This is a genomic window from Kitasatospora sp. NPDC059462, from assembly GCF_042749955.1.
Classification (GTDB): Bacteria; Actinomycetota; Actinomycetes; order Streptomycetales; family Streptomycetaceae; genus Kitasatospora.
The window spans coordinates 1-15,761 of the sequence record NZ_JBHYUU010000010.1; the positions used below are offsets into that span (position 1 = coordinate 1).

General features: G+C 74.7%; 17 protein-coding genes. 12 read left to right on the forward strand and 5 right to left on the reverse strand.

The window, feature by feature from the left end:
* Positions 1-97 precede the first annotated feature (97 nt).
* From ACFXAM_RS04770 to ACFXAM_RS04780, 3 genes are all read left to right on the forward strand, one after another.
* Positions 98-1,117: an N-acetylglucosamine kinase gene (locus ACFXAM_RS04770; RefSeq protein WP_380287558.1), complete on the forward strand. Its 1,020-nt coding sequence runs from the start codon at positions 98-100 to the stop codon at positions 1,115-1,117.
* Between the two features lie 118 nt (positions 1,118-1,235).
* On the forward strand, positions 1,236-1,772 hold the full coding sequence (locus ACFXAM_RS04775; protein ID WP_380287559.1) for a hypothetical protein: 537 nt from the start codon (positions 1,236-1,238) through the stop codon (positions 1,770-1,772).
* A gap of 92 nt (positions 1,773-1,864) precedes the next feature.
* Positions 1,865-2,299, forward strand: a complete 435-nt coding sequence (locus tag ACFXAM_RS04780) for a YybH family protein (RefSeq protein ID WP_380287560.1) — start codon at positions 1,865-1,867, stop codon at positions 2,297-2,299.
* An 89-nt stretch (positions 2,300-2,388) separates the two neighbouring features.
* Here ACFXAM_RS04780 and ACFXAM_RS04785 read toward each other — a convergent pair whose 3' ends face one another.
* Positions 2,389-2,796: a RidA family protein gene (locus ACFXAM_RS04785; protein ID WP_380287561.1), complete on the reverse strand. Its 408-nt coding sequence runs from the start codon at positions 2,794-2,796 to the stop codon at positions 2,389-2,391.
* A gap of 85 nt (positions 2,797-2,881) precedes the next feature.
* On the reverse strand, positions 2,882-3,448 hold the full coding sequence (locus ACFXAM_RS04790; RefSeq protein ID WP_380287562.1) for a DUF4291 domain-containing protein: 567 nt from the start codon (positions 3,446-3,448) through the stop codon (positions 2,882-2,884).
* A 222-nt stretch (positions 3,449-3,670) separates the two neighbouring features.
* On the opposite strand from ACFXAM_RS04790, the gene ACFXAM_RS04795 reads away from it, so the two are divergent.
* From ACFXAM_RS04795 to ACFXAM_RS04805, 3 genes are read left to right on the forward strand one after another with little or no spacing between them, the layout of a single operon-like run.
* Positions 3,671-4,114, forward strand: coding sequence for a hypothetical protein (locus ACFXAM_RS04795; protein ID WP_380287563.1), 444 nt, complete (start codon positions 3,671-3,673; stop codon positions 4,112-4,114).
* Between the two features lie 2 nt (positions 4,115-4,116).
* Positions 4,117-4,956: a hypothetical protein gene (locus ACFXAM_RS04800; RefSeq protein ID WP_380287564.1), complete on the forward strand. Its 840-nt coding sequence runs from the start codon at positions 4,117-4,119 to the stop codon at positions 4,954-4,956.
* A 20-nt stretch (positions 4,957-4,976) separates the two neighbouring features.
* Complete coding sequence (locus ACFXAM_RS04805) at positions 4,977-5,888, forward strand: transporter substrate-binding domain-containing protein (protein ID WP_380287565.1); 912 nt, start codon at positions 4,977-4,979, stop codon at positions 5,886-5,888.
* Here the strand turns inward: ACFXAM_RS04805 and ACFXAM_RS04810 are convergent.
* Entirely contained in the window at positions 5,773-7,668 is a 1,896-nt protein-coding gene (locus tag ACFXAM_RS04810) for a glycoside hydrolase family 3 protein (RefSeq protein WP_380287566.1), read from the reverse strand. The two genes, ACFXAM_RS04805 and ACFXAM_RS04810, sit on opposite strands and share 116 nt — an antisense overlap.
* Positions 7,665-8,423 (reverse strand): tyrosine-protein phosphatase, encoded by a 759-nt coding sequence (locus ACFXAM_RS04815; protein ID WP_380287567.1) that lies wholly within the window; start codon positions 8,421-8,423, stop codon positions 7,665-7,667. The genes ACFXAM_RS04810 and ACFXAM_RS04815 overlap by 4 nt, the downstream gene beginning before the upstream one ends.
* Before the next feature lie 201 nt (positions 8,424-8,624).
* On the opposite strand from ACFXAM_RS04815, the gene ACFXAM_RS04820 reads away from it, so the two are divergent.
* Positions 8,625-9,422 carry a GntR family transcriptional regulator gene (locus ACFXAM_RS04820; protein WP_380287568.1) on the forward strand — a complete coding sequence of 266 codons (798 nt, stop codon included), beginning with the start codon at positions 8,625-8,627 and terminating at the stop codon, positions 9,420-9,422.
* Positions 9,423-9,426: 4 nt separating this feature from the next.
* Here ACFXAM_RS04820 and ACFXAM_RS04825 read toward each other — a convergent pair whose 3' ends face one another.
* Entirely contained in the window at positions 9,427-10,059 is a 633-nt protein-coding gene (locus ACFXAM_RS04825) for a TetR family transcriptional regulator (protein WP_380287569.1), read from the reverse strand.
* 236 nt (positions 10,060-10,295) lie between these two features.
* On the opposite strand from ACFXAM_RS04825, the gene ACFXAM_RS04830 reads away from it, so the two are divergent.
* From ACFXAM_RS04830 to ACFXAM_RS04850, 5 genes are read left to right on the forward strand one after another with little or no spacing between them, the layout of a single operon-like run.
* Entirely contained in the window at positions 10,296-11,870 is a 1,575-nt protein-coding gene (locus tag ACFXAM_RS04830) for an ABC transporter substrate-binding protein (protein WP_380287570.1), read from the forward strand.
* The gene (locus ACFXAM_RS04835; RefSeq protein WP_380287571.1) at positions 11,867-12,838 is read left to right on the forward strand and encodes an ABC transporter permease; all 972 of its coding nucleotides are present in this window, start codon (positions 11,867-11,869) and stop codon (positions 12,836-12,838) included. Before ACFXAM_RS04830 ends, ACFXAM_RS04835 begins: the two co-directional genes overlap by 4 nt.
* On the forward strand, positions 12,825-13,688 hold the full coding sequence (locus ACFXAM_RS04840; protein WP_380287572.1) for an ABC transporter permease: 864 nt from the start codon (positions 12,825-12,827) through the stop codon (positions 13,686-13,688). The genes ACFXAM_RS04835 and ACFXAM_RS04840 overlap by 14 nt, the downstream gene beginning before the upstream one ends.
* On the forward strand, positions 13,685-14,704 hold the full coding sequence (locus ACFXAM_RS04845; RefSeq protein WP_380287573.1) for an ABC transporter ATP-binding protein: 1,020 nt from the start codon (positions 13,685-13,687) through the stop codon (positions 14,702-14,704). Before ACFXAM_RS04840 ends, ACFXAM_RS04845 begins: the two co-directional genes overlap by 4 nt.
* A complete protein-coding gene (locus tag ACFXAM_RS04850; protein WP_380287574.1) occupies positions 14,701-15,729 on the forward strand; it encodes an ABC transporter ATP-binding protein in 1,029 nt (342 codons plus the stop codon). Before ACFXAM_RS04845 ends, ACFXAM_RS04850 begins: the two co-directional genes overlap by 4 nt.
* Positions 15,730-15,761: the final 32 nt, after the last annotated feature.

Below are 15,761 nucleotides of genomic sequence, written 5' to 3' on the forward strand. Positions count from 1 at the left end.
GTGGGGGAGCGCGGGCCGGATCGCGGGCGGAGACACCCCACCCCCGGCCGGGAAAGACCCCCGGCCGGGCCACGTACGACGAGCCGCGGGAACCCCAATGACCCACCAGCCCGAACCGCACCTGCCCGGCGTCCTCGCCATCGACGCCGGCAACTCCAAGACCGATGTCGCCCTCATCGGCGCCGACGGCACCGTCCTCGGCTCGGCCCGGGGCGGCGGCTTCGTCCCGGCGGCCGTCGGCGCCGCCACCGCCGTCGACGGCCTCGCCCCGCTGGTCGAGGAGGCCGCCGCGGCCGCCGGCGTCACCGGCTGGAGCGGCCCGCTGACCGGCCACGTCAGCGCCTGCCTGGCCAACGCCGACCTGCCGGTCGAGGAGGAGGCGCTGCGCGTCGCCCTGGAGTCCCACCCCTGGGGCGCCAGCAACACCGTCGTCAACGACACCTTCGGCCTGCTGCGGGCCGGCACCGACGGCCCGCGCGGCGTCGCCGTCGTCTGCGGCGCCGGCATCAACTGCGTCGGCCTGCTGCCCGACGGCCGCACCGCCCGGTTCCCGGCCCTCGGCAACCTCACCGGCGACTGGGGCGGCGGCTGGGGCCTGGCCGGCGCCAGCATGTGGCACGCCGTGCGGGCCGAGGACGGGCGCGGCGGGCCGACCGGCCTGGCCGCCGCCATCGCCGAGCACTTCGGCCTGCCCACCACCGGCGCCGTCGCCGAGGCCGTCCACCTCGGGCACCTGCCGTCCGCGCGGCTGCACGAGATCGTCCGGGTGCTCTTCGCCGTCGCCGGGACCGGGGACGCCACGGCGCTGTCGCTGATCGACCGGCAGGCCGACGAGATCACCCGGCTCGCCGTGGTCGCCCTGCGGCGCCTGGAGCTGCTGGAGACGCCCACCCCGCTGGTGCTCGGCGGCGGGGTGCTCGCCTCCCGGCAGCCGCTGCTGATCGACAACCTGACGGCCCGGCTGGCGGCGGAGGCACCGCTCGCCGAGCCCCGCGTCGTGGTCGCCCCGCCGGTCCTCGGCGCGGCCCTGCTCGGGCTGGACCACCTGGCGGCCGGGCCGGAGGCCCAGGAGCGGGTGCGCCGGGCCTACGACCCGGCGCACCCGGTCGCGGCGTAGCGCCGCGTCCTCACCCCGCCTCCGCCCCCGCCGGGTCCGCACGCCCGGCGGGGGCGGTCCTCCGGATCCCCGGTGCAGGAGCTGTCTCGTCCGGCCGGGTTCCTGGGAGACTCGGCCCATGACCGCGCCCCGTCGCCTGCTCCTCGCCGCACTGCTCTGTTGCGCCGCCACCAGCGGGCTCGCCGCCTGCACCCCGATCGACGAGGACCCGACACTGGCGATGGCCTCGGACGACATCGAGGACCCCGAGGACGGCGAGGACACCGAGGACGAGGAGTTCTGGGACTCCTCCGGGGCCGACGCCCCGCCCGGTCTCGACGCCGCCTCCCCCACCCCCTGCGCCGCCCCGGCCGGCCACCGCACCGTGCGGGTCCTGGCCGTCGTCGGCGGCCGGCTGACCGTCCGCCCCGCCTGCGCCCCCGACGCCGCACCCGCCGTCCATCCGCTCGCCGCGCACGCCACCGCCACCCTGGTCGACCTCCCCCACGACGAGCCCGCCAAGGAGGTCCAGCTCCCCGTCCTGCTGGACCACCTGGACACCTGTCTGGACGGCGGCGAACCCGAGCTCCCGTACGCCTGCTACGGCGACACCTACGACGTGGTGCTGGACGCCCGCGGGCGGATCACCCGGATCCGGGAGCTGCGCGGTCCGTGACCGGGCTTGACCTCAACCGCGGTTGAGGTTGTCGGATGGTCTCCGGCGGTGGTCACCACCGCGGAACGCCGATGCGGGGAGAGGTGCTGGTCGTGGCTGACGGGGTGCTGGTGGCGGGGGACGTGCCGGTGGCGGTGCGGGAGGCGGTGACCGGGGTGGTCGCGGCGCTGGAGGACGCGTTCAACCGCAAGGACGCGCAGGCGCTCGGCGCGCAGTTCGGCGAGCAGGCGTCCTGGACCAACGCGGCCGGCCGGCGGCTGGACGGGCGGGAGGCGATCACCGCGTTCAGCGGGCCGGCGATGCGGGAGTTCCTCAAGGACGCCCACGCCCGCTACGAGGTGGTGAAGCTGCTGGCGGTCGCGGACGGCGTGGTCGCCGTCAACGTGGCCCAGACGCCCACCGACGCCGGGGGCCGCCCGGTGGCGGGCCCGCACGGCCGGGCGCTCTACGTGCTCGCCCGGCAGGCGGACGGGTGGAAGATCGTGGCCGGTCAGAACAACGCGGTCGATGCCCAGTCCGCAGCGTAGGTCCTGACCGGTCCCGGACCGGGGCCGCCTCCCGATCCCGTGATCGTGCCGGGGAGGCGGCCCCCTTTCGTCGTCCGCCGTCCCGGCCGTCAGGGGGCGGGGCGCACCGCGACGGCGTCGATCTCGACGAGCATCCCGGGCAGCGCCAGCGTGGCCACCCCGCCGAGGGTCTGGGCGGGCAGGCGCTCGCCCCAGGTGTAGCGCAGGGCCTTGTTGAGGATCTCCAGCTTCTCCTGGTCGTGGTCCTTGATGAACGAACCGAGCCGGACGACGTTCTCGAAGCCGAGGCCGACGGCGGTCAGCGCCCGCCGGAGGTTCTCCAGGGACAGTGCGACCTGGCCGGCGAAGTCCTCCACCGCCACCTGGCCGTCGGCGTCGGAGGCGTACTGCCCGGCGAGGTACACGGTCTCGCCGGCGGCGGAGACGACGTGGCTGTAGCCGAACGGCCTGGGGTCGTGCAGGTCGGCGGGGTTGGTGATGACGCGGTTGTCGCTCACGAGTGCGGTGCCTTCCGGTGCGGTGTCCACGGTCCGGCCGGGACAACGCCCGACGGACCGGCGGTCATCCCGCCCTGACGGCACATCACCCATTGGCACCAAGGCGCCGGGCGAGCGGGCGCGGCAGCGGGTAGGGGCGCTCCGGGGGCAGCAGCCGCTGCGCCTGGGCGGTGCGGCCCTGCTGGAGCAGCCCGGCGATCCGCCGCACCTGCGGGGTGAGGTCGGTGATCCCGGTGACCCACTCCTCGGCGAAGGTCCGGATCAGGGTGCGGCCCACGCCGACCTGGATGCTGTAGTGGTTGAGCGCGGTGCCGCGCAGCGAGCGCTCCGGGTCCCACTGGAGATGCACCTCGGCGCGGGCGAGCAGCGCCGGGTCGCCGGTGGTCAGGACGGCCCGCCCGAGCGCCTCCTCCCAGCCCGCCCGGGTGATCCGCACCGCGAGGACGCACTCCTGGCCGGGCTTGCGGGCCCAGTTGCTGCGGTGCATCAGCCAGCGGAACGAGGGCTTGATCCACGTCATCCGCCCGAAGGAGAACGGCGGGACGAACCGCCCGGCGGCGAGGGCCGCGTCGGCGACGGCGGGGGCGTACGCCTGGTAGACGACGACGGTGGCGGCGTCGAAGTCCGCCCGGATCGCGTACAGCTGTTCCATGGGGCCCGACTCTGCCACGGGCCCTCGGCCCGGTCGACCGGATTCCCCCTCCACCCGCACGGCGGCCGCGCGGACCGCTCGTGATCCCAACCACTCTTGAAAGATCATCATTTGACCGGCCATCAGCCACGACGAGTGAGGTGCACGACGGTCCCGCTGTCGCTACCATCCCTTCCACACAGCTGGCTGTGTGTGGCCGAGATGCCTGGGGGGCCGGAAGCCATGTCCGAACTGCTGACCGACATCACCGCGATCGCTCCGTACTTCACCGTCGCCGCGACGACCTTCGGAACACAACTGGCCCAGGAGGCCGCCCAGCGCGTCGCCACCGGAACGGCGGACGCGGGCGAGGGATTCTTCCGCCGGCTCTTCGGCCGCCGCTCCGGCGAGGTGCCCGGAGCACTGGTCCGGCACAACCTCCCCGAGGACGAGGTCGACCGGCTGTTGCTGGGCCTGAGCGAGTACGACCGCATCCGCCTGGCCGAGGCGCTCGCCACCTGGCTCGACGGCGGTGCGACGGACGGGCTCGCCCCGGAACGCCTCGTCGAGGCCGTCCGGGCGGTGCACGTCGAACAGCCCGGCCCGGTCACGGTCACCACGAACGGCCCCAACTCGATCGCCGTCAACACGATCGGGAACGGCGCGACCTTCAACCTCGGTCACTGACGATGACCGAGCCTCCGGCTGACGACGACCCGGACAACGACCACGACGACCGGTCGGCCGGCTCCCGGCGGGCGGGCCGGCCTCCGGGCGACGACCACTCCTCGCACAGCACCACCCACGGCGGCCAGTCGATCTCCACGCACCGGATCGGCAACCACGCCACGTTCGTCTGGAAGAGCTTCGACCTGTACGCCGCCGTGGCGCTGCTTCCGCTGCTGCTCGTCCTGGGCATCGCCGGCTACGCGGTCCTGGACTGGCCCGGCGGCCCGCAGGACCAGTACCTCTGGTTCTACCTCGCCATCGGCGTCGGCTTCGCCCTGGCGGTCTGGTGCGCCGTCGGCGGGATGACGACGGCCCTGCGGCGCTCGGGGGACCGGGCCCCGGCGGAGGCGGCCCCGGGCAGGCCGGTCAAGGCCTGGTGGTGGCTGCTGACGGCCACGATGGTGCTCCCGCTGATCGCCCTGGCCGGGCTGACGAACGTTCGGCGCAACGGGGAGGTCCCCGTGGGGATCGTCGTCCAGGACGGTGGCTCCGCGGCCGGAACCTGGAAGCTGCTGGTGCCTCCGGCCGCGCCCGGGAAGGCCCGCAACCGGCTGAGGCTCGAACTGGTCCTCTCGGACGCCAACCCGTCGCTCGGCTCCTGCATCCACCGGACGAAGGCCACCCTGCGGGTGAGCACCCCGGGTGTCACCCCGTCGGAAAAGTCGGTTCAGACCCGCTCGGAGGTGGAGTTCGACCTCGGCGGGCAGCACGGCGGGGTGGTCATCGACGTCGCGGTGCAGACCCCGCAGGGCTGTGGGATACGGGTGGCGAAGGCCGGCGGGACGCTCTTCAACCAGTGACGACAGAACGGGGGACGCACATGACGGGAACGGCGCGAGGAGCGGCGGCGGCCCGGGCCGCCGCCATGGCGGCTCTCCTGGCCGTCGCCGCCGGGGGATGCGGGGCGGATCCGACGCCTTCGCTGTTCGCCAACGCGAAGCAGGTCCGGGTCGGCGCGAAGAACGACCAGCCCGGAACCGGCTTCGAAGCACACGCCGGCGAGTTCAGCGGGCTGGACATCACGGTGACCACGGAACTCCTGAACGAGATCGGAGCCAGATCCCCGATCTTCGGCGGGGTCCTCTCCAAGAACCGGGCCATCGACCTCCACAGCAAGAAGTTCGACCTCGTGGCCGCGACCTTCTCGATCACCGACAACCGGATGCTCCCCCTCGGGACATCCACGGAGGCGGGGGGACTCGACTTCGTCGGCCCGTACGCGTCCACCCTCCAGGGCATGCTGGTGCGGGCGGCGGACAAGGACCGCTACCGCACCCTGGACGACCTCGTCGGCAAACGGGTGTGCGTCTGGGGCGGTACGACCTCCGCCGAACAACTCAAGGAGACCGGCAAGCAGTTCGACACGACCGTGCTGGACGACGCCGGGTACTGCGTCAAGGCCCTCAAGGAGAACAGGACCGACGCGGTCTCCACCGATCTGCTGATCCTGTACGGCTTCATGCAGGCGGACGCGTCGCTGACGGTCGTGCCGGAGCTCGCGTTCGGAAGAGGCAACGACTACGGCATCGCCCTGGCGAAGGGCCACCGCAAGGACTGCGAACGGCTTCGGGACGCGCTGAAGAAGTACGTGGCGGGCAACAACTGGACCCGCGACCTCAGGGACAACCTGAAGCTGGTCCCGCAGGCGATGGCCGACGAGGCCAGGCCGACGGCGACCGAGATCGACGCGCTCTCCTGCCGGGACCATCCGGACCCCGCGTACGCGAAGTGACGACCGCGCGAACCGGGGCGGTCGGGTGGCCGAAGCGGAACAGCGGGTCCGCGGTGTCGAAGGGCACGTCCTCGCGGGCGGCGTCGACGGCGGCGTCCGAGCGGGGCAGGTCGAACGGCAGCGAGCCGGTCAGCGGGGCGCGGCCGAACACCGCGTCCAGCACGACGTCGTCCGCCGCGCCGAACTCACCGACCAGCAGCGCCGCGTGGGGCGCCAGCGGGGTGAGCACGGCGGGGCGTTCCAGCTGGGCGACGACGGCGGTGGGGACGGCGTCGGCCAGGGCGGCGACGCGGGCCGCCTCGGCCGGCTCGAACTCCAGCGAGCCGCTGTGGAAGGCCTGCTCCAGCAGTCCCTCGCGCTTCTCGTACGGCGTGGCCAGGCGCAGCACCGCGACGTCGGCGTCCTCGGGGCGCTCGACGACGGTCCCGTAGCGGGCCGCCACCTCGGCGTCCACGCCCTCGACGTAGATCCGCCCGCCCGCCAGCGGTCCGCCGGCCAGCCGGACCAGCGAGCGGGTCTGCACCCGGCGGCCGAGTTCCCGGCCCTCGGGGGTGCCGACCAGCTCGACGGCGGCGTCCGCGTCCACGTACGGGTCGTCGAACAGGCCGAGGCGGAACTTGTCGCGCAGGATGCGGCGCACCGACTCGTCGAGGCGGGCCTCGGTGACGGCGCCGGAGCGGACCACGCCGAGGATCAGCTCGGGGTCGGTCTCGCCGCCGAGCTGGTCGGCCCCGGCGTGCAGGGTCATCGCGACCTGCTCGGGCACCGACAGCTCCTCGACGCCCCAGTGGCGCGGCGGCAGGCTGACGATGCCGGGGACGTCCATGCCGGTGATGGCGTTGAAGTCGGTGCAGACGACGCCGTCGAACCCGTACCTGCCGCGCAGCAGGCCGGTGATGACGTCATGGTTGAAGTTGGCGCCGACCTCGGCGAGCCCGGAGCCGGAGGGGATCGCGTAGGCGGGCATGATCTGCGCGGTGCCGGCCTCGAAGGCGGCCTCGAAGGGGCGCAGGTGCTGGTCCAGCGCGCCGCCCGGGTAGACCAGGCGCCGGCCGGCCGCGAAGTGCGAGTCCTCGCCCTTGTGCTGCGGGCCGCCGCCGGGGAAGTGCTTGGTCATGCAGGCGACGCTGTGCGGGCCGACGGACTCGCCCTGCAGGCCGCGGATGTAGGCGGCGATGATCCGCGAGGCGCGCTCCGGGTCCTCGCCGAAGGTGCCGCTGATCCGGGACCAGCGGGGCTCGGTGGCCAGGTCGGCCATCGGGTGGATGGCGATCCGGATGCCGACGGCCCGCAGTTCGCGGCCGATCAGGGCGGCGTACTCCTCGACCAGGGCGGCGTCGTCGGTGGCGGCCAGGCCGATCGGCTCGGGGCCGGTGGAGAAGCCGCCGCCGGTGAAGGCGGTGGCGGGGTTGGAGACGAAGCCGTGCCGGGGGTCGGAGGCGAGGGTGACCGGGATGCCGAGGCGGCTCGCCGCGGCGAGGTCCTGGACGTGGTTGTTCCACTCGGCCATCGTGCGGGCGTCGGGGACGGCCATCATGCCGAAGGCGGTGAGGCCGTGCTCGGTGATCAGGTGGGCGTTGGAGGGGAACGGGCCCTGGTCGCCGGGGAGCATCCGGCCGTGCAGCATCTGCGCGGCCTTCTCCTCCAGGGTCATCCGGGACAGCAGGTCCTCGACGCGCTCCTCGACGGGCAGCCGCGGGTCCTCGTAGGGCTCCATGGTGCCGTTGTGGTTGAGGTCGCGGAACGGCGTGCCGTCGGTGTGGTGCAGCACGGCCCTCATGCCGTCGCCCCGGCGGTCTCGGCGACGCCGGCAGCGGCCTTGGCGCGGAAGGCCTCGATGGTCGCGGCGTCCACCCCGCAGTGGGCGAGCAGGCCCTCGGTGCCGCCGTAGCGGGCGTCGACCAGCTCCAGGAAGGCGGCCATCGCGCCGGCCGGGGCCTCCAGCAGCGGGCGGGGGACGGTCAGCGAGCCCGCGTTGTAGTCGTTCAGGGCGTTGCGGTTGCGCTCCGCCAGGCCCTCGAAGATCTGCGCCAGCGCCTCGGAGGTGCGGGCGTAGTCGGCGACGATCTCCTCGGCGGGGACCCCGAGCAGGTCGAGCAGCAGGGCGGTCAGCCAGCCGGTGCGGTCCTTGCCCGCGGCGCAGTGCACCAGCAGGCCGCCGGGGCGGGTGGCGGCCTCGACGGCGAGCTTGACCGCCTCCGGGGCGGACTCCACCATCAGCACGTAGAAGGCGCCGAGGTCCGCGTCGGTGACGATGTCCATGAGGGCCGCCTCCAGCTTCCCGTCGGTGGGCTGGACGCGGGCGGCGACCACCTCGATGCCGGCGGCCCGGGACTGCGCCCAGTCGGCGTCGTCCGCCTCGGCGGCGCCGCGCAGGTCGATGATCGTGCGGATGCCGGCGGCGTTCAGCTGCTCGACGATCGAGGCGTCGTCGGCCGGGAACGGCTGGGCCGAGCGGTGCAGCACGCCCGGGCGCACCCAGCGGCCCTCGGGGTCGGCGAGGGCGGCGGGGTCGCGGAAGTTGACCAGGGTCATGACGGGGGCCTTTCGGTGCGGGAGAACGGGGGTGGGGAGAACGGGGGTGGGGAGAACGGGGGTGGGGGACGACTCCGGGGGCAAGACATCTAGACGTCTAGATGTCTACCTGTCGAGTGGGGCGCCGGGCAAGCGACGACGAGGTGAACTTCCGGACAACCGGGGACGGAAGGCGCCACCCGGCTCCGTAGGATCTGGCCCGTGGCGACGCACCGAACCGAGACCCCGCTGTACCGCCGGCTGGCCCGGCAGCTCCAGGAGCGCATCGACGCCGGGACGTACCCGGCGGGCTCCCGGCTGCCCAGCGAGCCGGAGCTGAGCGCCGAGTTCGGCGTCAACCGGCTGACCGTCCGGCAGGCGGTGGCCGAGCTGGAGCGGGCCGCGGTGCTGGAGATCCGGCGCGGCGTGGGGACCTTCGTGCGCCCGCCGGCGGTGCGGGTGTCGATCACCGTCGACCCGCGCAGCCAGCGCTTCGACCTCGGCAGCGTGCACACCGGGCTGCCGCTCGGCGCGCAGGCGCCGGAGCAGGCGCAGGACGGCGAGTTCGTGGTGGCCGCGCCGCCGGTGACCGGGAGCCCGGAGGACGTCGAGGCGGCCCGTCAGCTGGGGCGCGACAGCGCGGAGCTGTCCCGGGTGGACACGGTGATCCGGCTCGGCGGCCGGCCCCGGGTGGTGAGCAGCTACTGGGTGCCGTCCGGACCGCTGCCGGCCGACCTGCTGCGGCCGGGCCGGCCCGGCAACATGGTGCTCGACCTGGCCCGGGCGGCCGGGGTGGAGCTGGAGTACGACTGGCGGGCGTTCGGCGCGGTCGGCGCGGACCTCGCCGACGCGGAACTGCTCGGGGTGCCGCCGGGCACGGCGCTGCTGGTCCGCGAGGGCGTCAGCTGCACGCCGGACGGCACGCCCGCGCTCTACCTGCGGCGGCGGATCGACGGCAGCAGCGCACGGTTCGTGCTGCACTACCGCGAGCCGGGCGGCGGATCCGGGCCGGCGCGGTAGGCGCTCACCGGACGGCCCCGGCCGCGGCCGCCCGGTCGAACGCCCCGAGCACGTCACGGAAGGCCGCCACCCAGTCGCGCAGCGCACGGACCTCCGCGCCCCCGACGATGCGCTGGCGGGTCATGCCCGCGAGCAGCGCCGCGAACGCCTGCGGCCGCAGGTCGACGGCCGGGTCCACGCCCAGCCGTTCGGCCGCGATCGTCACCGCCCGCTGCGAGAAGGCGTCGATCACGGTCAGCCCGAAGTCGTGCACGCTGCGGACCTCGATGAACCGGCGCCGCAGGGCCCGGCGCCGCACGCTGTGCTCGGCCGGCTCCTCCAACTCGCCGTCGGTGGTGGCCACCGCGTGGTCGAAGGCGGCCCAGAGGTCGAGCCCGGCGGGCGCGTCGGCGAAGGCGTCCAGGACGGCGGCGCCGAAGTCCATGCCGAACAGCAGCGCCTCCTTGCACTCGTAGTAGCGGAAGAAGGTGCGGTGGGCGATGTCGGCCCGCCGGCAGATCTGGTCCACCGTCGTGCTCTCGAAGCCCTGCTCCTCGAAGAGGTCGAGCCCCGCCGTGCGGATGGCCTGCCTGGTCCGCGCCCGCTTGCGGTCGCGCAGCCCGGGCTCCGCCACGGTGTCCGTCCCCTGCCCCTGCATCCTGCTTGCTCCTCGTCAACTGCTCTGCCGCGCACGGCCGTGGTGGTACCGAATCACGCCCGGCGTGGCCCGCTCAAGCCGCGCGCCAAGTCGTCGACATTTCGTCATCCGGAGTTTGCACAACTGCCAGTTGGCAGTTGTGCCACTTCCAAAAGGTGGTGTCCGGCGGCCACCGGTCCGGCTGCGCCCGCCGGTCTCCCCCCTCCCCCGTAGCCCCCGAATCCCCCCGAGGAATCATGAAGCGGCACACCCTCGTCCTGGCGTCCACGGTCTGCACGGCGGCCCTCGCCCTCACCGCCTCCGCCTGCTCCGCGTCCGACGACACGGTCTCCGGTGGCGGCGCGGCCACCGCCGCCGCCAAGGACGACGGCCCCGCCGTCGACGGCGGCACCCTGAGAATCGGCCTCGACCGCCCGTTCACCAGGCTCGACCCGGCCGAGACCACCCTCACCTCGATGCCGATGATGATCCTGGCCAACGCGCTCTACGACCCGCTGATGGTCAACGGCGACAACGGCGCCGTGCAGCCCTACCTGGCCAAGTCCTTCACCGCCGCCAACGCCGACGCCACCGCCTGGACGCTGGAGCTGCGCGAGGGCGTCACCTTCAGCGACGGCAAGCCGCTCGACGCCCAGGCCGTGGTCGACCACGTCAACCGGCTCGCCAAGCCCGAGGCCAAGTGCTCCTGCGCCACCGACGCCGCCACCATCGGCGCCATGACGGTGAACTCCCCGACCTCCCTCGGCTTCGCCCTCAAGTCCCCCAACGCCACCTTCCCCGCCCTGTTCACCCGCTCCCTCGGCTACGTCTCGCAGGCCCCCGCCGGCGCCGACACCCCCGCCGGCGGCTCCGGCCCGTACACGGTGGACAGCGTGCAGCCGGGCGTCTCCGTCACCCTCAACCGCAACCCCTCCTACTGGGGCGCCAAGGGCCACGCCGACAAGCTGGTCTACAAGGTCCTGCCGGACGCCGACAGCCGCTACCAGTCGCTGCGCTCCGGCGACGCCGACGTCATCTGGGCCGAGACCCCCGCCCAGCTCAAGCAGGCCGCCACCGACGGCCTGCGGGTGGCCGCCGGGCCCGGCGCCACCTCCACCGTGATCTTCAACACCAAGGTCGCGCCGTTCGACGACCCGAAGGTGCGCAAGGCGCTGCAGCTCGCCGTGGACCGCTCGGCCGTGGAGAAGGTCGTCTACCTCGACCAGGGCAAGGTCTCGGACGGCCCGATCGGCTCCGCCTCCCCCTACCGGGCCGCCGGCGGCACCTCCGGCTACCCCGCGCACGACCCGGCCAAGGCGCGCGCCCTGCTCGCCGAGGCGGGCCACTCCGACCTCTCCTTCGAGTACCTCGTCGACAGCCGCCCCGAGGGCCAGCAGCGGGCCACCGTGCTCCAGCAGATGTTCGCCGAGGTCGGGGTGAAGATGACCATCAAGCCGCTGGACCCGGCGGGCCTGGGCACCGCGATGTTCCAGCGCAAGTACCAGGTGATGGACTTCGTCACCAGCATGTTCGGCGACACCGACACCGCCATGGCCAGCCTCTACGTGCCCGACGGCCCGTACAACTTCACCGGCTGGAACAGCCCGAAGGCCGGCCAGGCGATCGCCGCCGGGCGCGCCACCGTCGACCCGGCCGAGCGCGCCCGCTCCTACCAGGAGGCCGCGCAGGAGGTCGTCGACGACGCCCCGATGCTCTTCCTGACCGAGAACAAGACCGGCCTGCTGGCCTCCACCAGGATCGGCGGCCTGCCCGACGTCTCCAAGCGGACCGTCGTCAACGTCTCGCCCGCCTCGCTGTGGGTGAAGAAGTGACGCCCACCGCCCTCCGCACCGCGGGACGCACCGCCGGACGGCTCGCACGGGCCGCCGCGGTGCTCCTGCTGGTCACCGTCGCGGCGCTCTCCCTGCCGCACCTGATGCCCGGCTCCCCCGCCCTCGCCGCGCTCGGCCCCACCGCCACCCCGGAGCAGGTCACCGCCTACGAGGCCAAGCTCGGCCTGGACGAGAACGTGCTCGCCGCCACCTGGCGCTGGATCGGCGACGCCCTCCAGGGCGACCTCGGCCACTCGCTCTCCACCGGCGTCTCGGTCACCACCGAGCTCGCCGACCGGGTCCCGGTCACCCTCGAACTGTTCATCGCCGCCCAGGTGGTGGCGCTCGGCCTGGCCCTGCCGGTCGCGCTCTGGTCGGCCTGGCGGCCGGGCGGCGCCGTCGACCGGATCGCCACCGCCGGCGCCTTCGTCTGGCTGGCCGTGCCCGGCTTCGTCCTCGGCCTGCTGCTGATCTGGCTCACCGCCGTCCAGCTGCGGATCCTGCCGGCCACCGGCTGGACCCCGTTCACCGAGGACCCGCTGGAGAACCTGCGCCACCTGGTGCTGCCCGCGCTCACCCTCGGCCTCACCGAGGCCGCCGTCTTCACCCGCACCCTGCGCGGCCAGCTGCTCGACACCCTCGACCAGACCTACGTCGCCGCCGCCCGCAGCCGTGGCATGGGCACCGTGCGGCTGCTGCTGCGCCGGGCGCTGCGGCCCTCCTCGCTGCCGCTGGTCACCCTGGTCGGCATCGGCATCGGGACCTCGCTCGGCGGCTCGGTGCTCGTCGAGACGCTGTTCGCGGTGCCCGGCGTCGGCACCTGGGTCTCCGGGGCGATCAACGGCCGCGACTTCCCGGTGGTGCAGGGGGTGGTGGTGGTCAGCGCCGTCGCCGTGGTGGCGGCCACCTTCGCCGTGGACCTGCTGTACCGCACGATCGACCCGAGGATCGCCGATGAGCGCCGCTGAGACCGTCCCCGCCCCCGCCGCCGCGGCCCCGCGCAGGAAGGCGGCGCGCCGCCGCCCCTCCGCCGGGGTCCTGGCCGCCGGCACCTGGCTGGCCGTCGTCGCGCTCGCCGCCCTGCTGCTCCCGCTGCTGCCCGGCTTCGACCCGCTGCACGGCGACTTCGCCAACCCCGCCGCCGCCCCCGGCCCCGGCCACTGGCTGGGCACCGACGCCGCCGGGCGCGACGTCCTGCAGCGGACCGTGGCCGGCGCCCGCGCCTCCTTCACCGTCGCCGGGCTGACCATCGCCGTCGGCCTGCTCGGCGGCGGGGCGCTCGGCGTCGCGGCCGGCTGGTTCCGCGGGCCGGTGGACAAGCTGATCGGCTTCGCCACCGACCTGCTGATGTCCGTGCCCACCCTGATCCTGGTGATGATCGCGGTCTCGCTGCGCGGGCCCGGCCTGACCCTGATCGGCTCGCTGATCGGCCTGTTCACCGTGCCGCACTTCACCCGGGTGGTGCGCGCCGTCGTGCTGTCGCTCAGCGAGCGCGGCTTCGTCCAGGCCGCCCGGATGATCGGCACCGCTCCGCTGCGGATCCTGGGCCGCGAGGTGGTCCCGCACGTCGCGCCCGCCGCGCTCACCTTCGCGTTCACCGCCACCACGGTCGCCATCGTCGCCGAGGGCTCGCTCAGCTTCCTCGGCTTCGGGCTGCGCCCGCCGGAGCCGTCCTGGGGCGGCATCATCGCCGAGGGCCGGACCACCCTCGGCAGCGCCCCGTGGATCTCGCTCGCCCCGGCGGCGGTGCTCTGCCTGACCGTCCTCGCCCTCAACTACCTGGGCGAGAAGCTCCGTTCGAAGGGAGGGCGAGGATGACCAGCCCGGTTCTGGAGGTCCGTTCGCTCGACACCACCCTGCACACCCCCGACGGCCGGGCGCTGCACGTGCTGCACGGCATCGACCTGACCATCGACGCCGGCGAGTGCCTCGGCGTCGTCGGCGAGTCCGGCTCCGGGAAGTCCGTGCTGGCCCGCACCGTGCTCGGCGTCCACCCGCGCACCACCCGGGCCACCGCCACCGGCGAGGTGCTGCTGAACGGCGAGGACCTGCTCACCGCCGGCGCCGCCCGGCGCGGCGAACTGCTCGGCACCGGCGTCGCCATGGTCCACCAGGACCCGATGACCTCGCTCAACCCGGTCGTCCGGATCGCCGACCAGGTCACCGAGTCGCTCACCAACCGGCGCCGCATCCCGCGCCGCGAGCGGCTGCGCACGGCCGCCGAACTGCTCGCCGCCGTCGACGTCCCCGACCCGGCCCGCCGGGCCCGCGCCTACCCGCACGAACTGTCCGGCGGCCTGCGCCAGCGCGTCGGCATCGCCGCCGCACTGGCCGGCTCCCCCGCCCTGCTGCTCGCCGACGAGCCCACCACCGCCCTGGACGTCACCGTCCAGCGCACCGTGCTCGACCTGCTCGACCGCCACCGCGAGACCCGGGGCCTGGCCACCCTGCTGATCACCCACGACATCGGCCTGCTCTACGGCCGCGCCCGGCGGATCGCCGTGATGTACGGCGGACGGGTCGTCGAGACCGGCCCCACCGAGGCGGTCACCGAGAACCCCGCCCACCCGTACACCGCCGCGCTGCTGCGCTCGGTGCCCCGGGTCACCGGGCCGCTGCGCCGCACCCTGCCCGCCGTGGCCGGCTCGCCGCCGGACCTCTCCAAGCCCATCCCCGGCTGCCCGTTCGCGCCCCGCTGCGAGCGCGCCGAGGCGGTCTGCTCGACGGACGCGCCGCCGCTGCACCGGGCCGGGGCCGGGCACACCGCCGCCTGCCACTTCCCGCTCACGCCGTCGGCCGCGCTGCCGGCGAAGGCCGAGGAGACCGCCGCATGACCCCCACCCCCGCCCCGGACGCCGACACCCCCGTGGTGCTGCGGGCCACCGGGCTGTCCGTGGTCCACCGCACCCGCTCCGGGCCGCTGCACGCCGTCAGCGGCGTCGACGTGGAGCTGCGCGAACGCCGCACCCTCGCCCTGGTCGGCGAGTCCGGCTCCGGCAAGAGCAGCATCGCCAAGGCCCTGCTCCGGCTGCCCCCGCCCACCACCGGCACCGTCACCCTGGACGGCACCGACCTCGCCGCGCTCGCCCCGCGCGCGCTGCGGGCCCTGCGCCCCCGGATGCAGATGGTGTTCCAGGACCCGGTCTCCTCGCTCAACCCGCGCCGCACCGTGCGCGACCTGGTCGCCGAACCGCTGGACGCCCACCGGGACCCGTCGGTCGACCGCGAGGCCGTGGTCGAGCAGCAGCTGGAGGCCGTCGGCCTGCCGGCCGCGCTGTTCGGCGACCGCCGGCCCGCCCAGCTCTCCGGCGGCCAGGCCCAGCGGGTCGCCATCGCCCGCGCGCTCGCCGCCGGGCCGCGGGTGCTGATCGCCGACGAGGCCGTCTCGGCCCTGGACGTCTCCGCCCAGGCCACCGTGCTCAACCTGCTGCGCCGGCTCACCGAGGAACGCGGCCTGGCGAGCCTGTTCATCTCGCACGACCTCGGCGTGGTCCGCGCGGTCAGCGACGACGTCGCGGTGCTCCACCTCGGCCGGCTCTGCGAACAGGGCCCCACCGAGGAGGTGCTCGCCGCCCCCGCCCACCCCTACACCGCCGCCCTGCTGGCCGCCGTCCCCGAGCCCGGCCGCCCGCTCGGCGACACCGGCCTGCTGCCCGCCGACCCGCCGTCCCCGCTCGACCCGCCCTCCGGCTGCCGGTTCCGCACCCGCTGCCCGTTCGCCGACGACCGGTGCGCGAGCGAGGTGCCGGCGCTGCGGGAGGTCTCGCCCGGGCGACGGGTCGCCTGCCACCGGCCGCTGACGCCGCAGCAGCCGGGCACCGCCGTGGACGCCGCAGCGGCCGGGGCGCCGACCGGATAGCATGCCCGGGCTGGGCAGCCGGCAGCCCGACC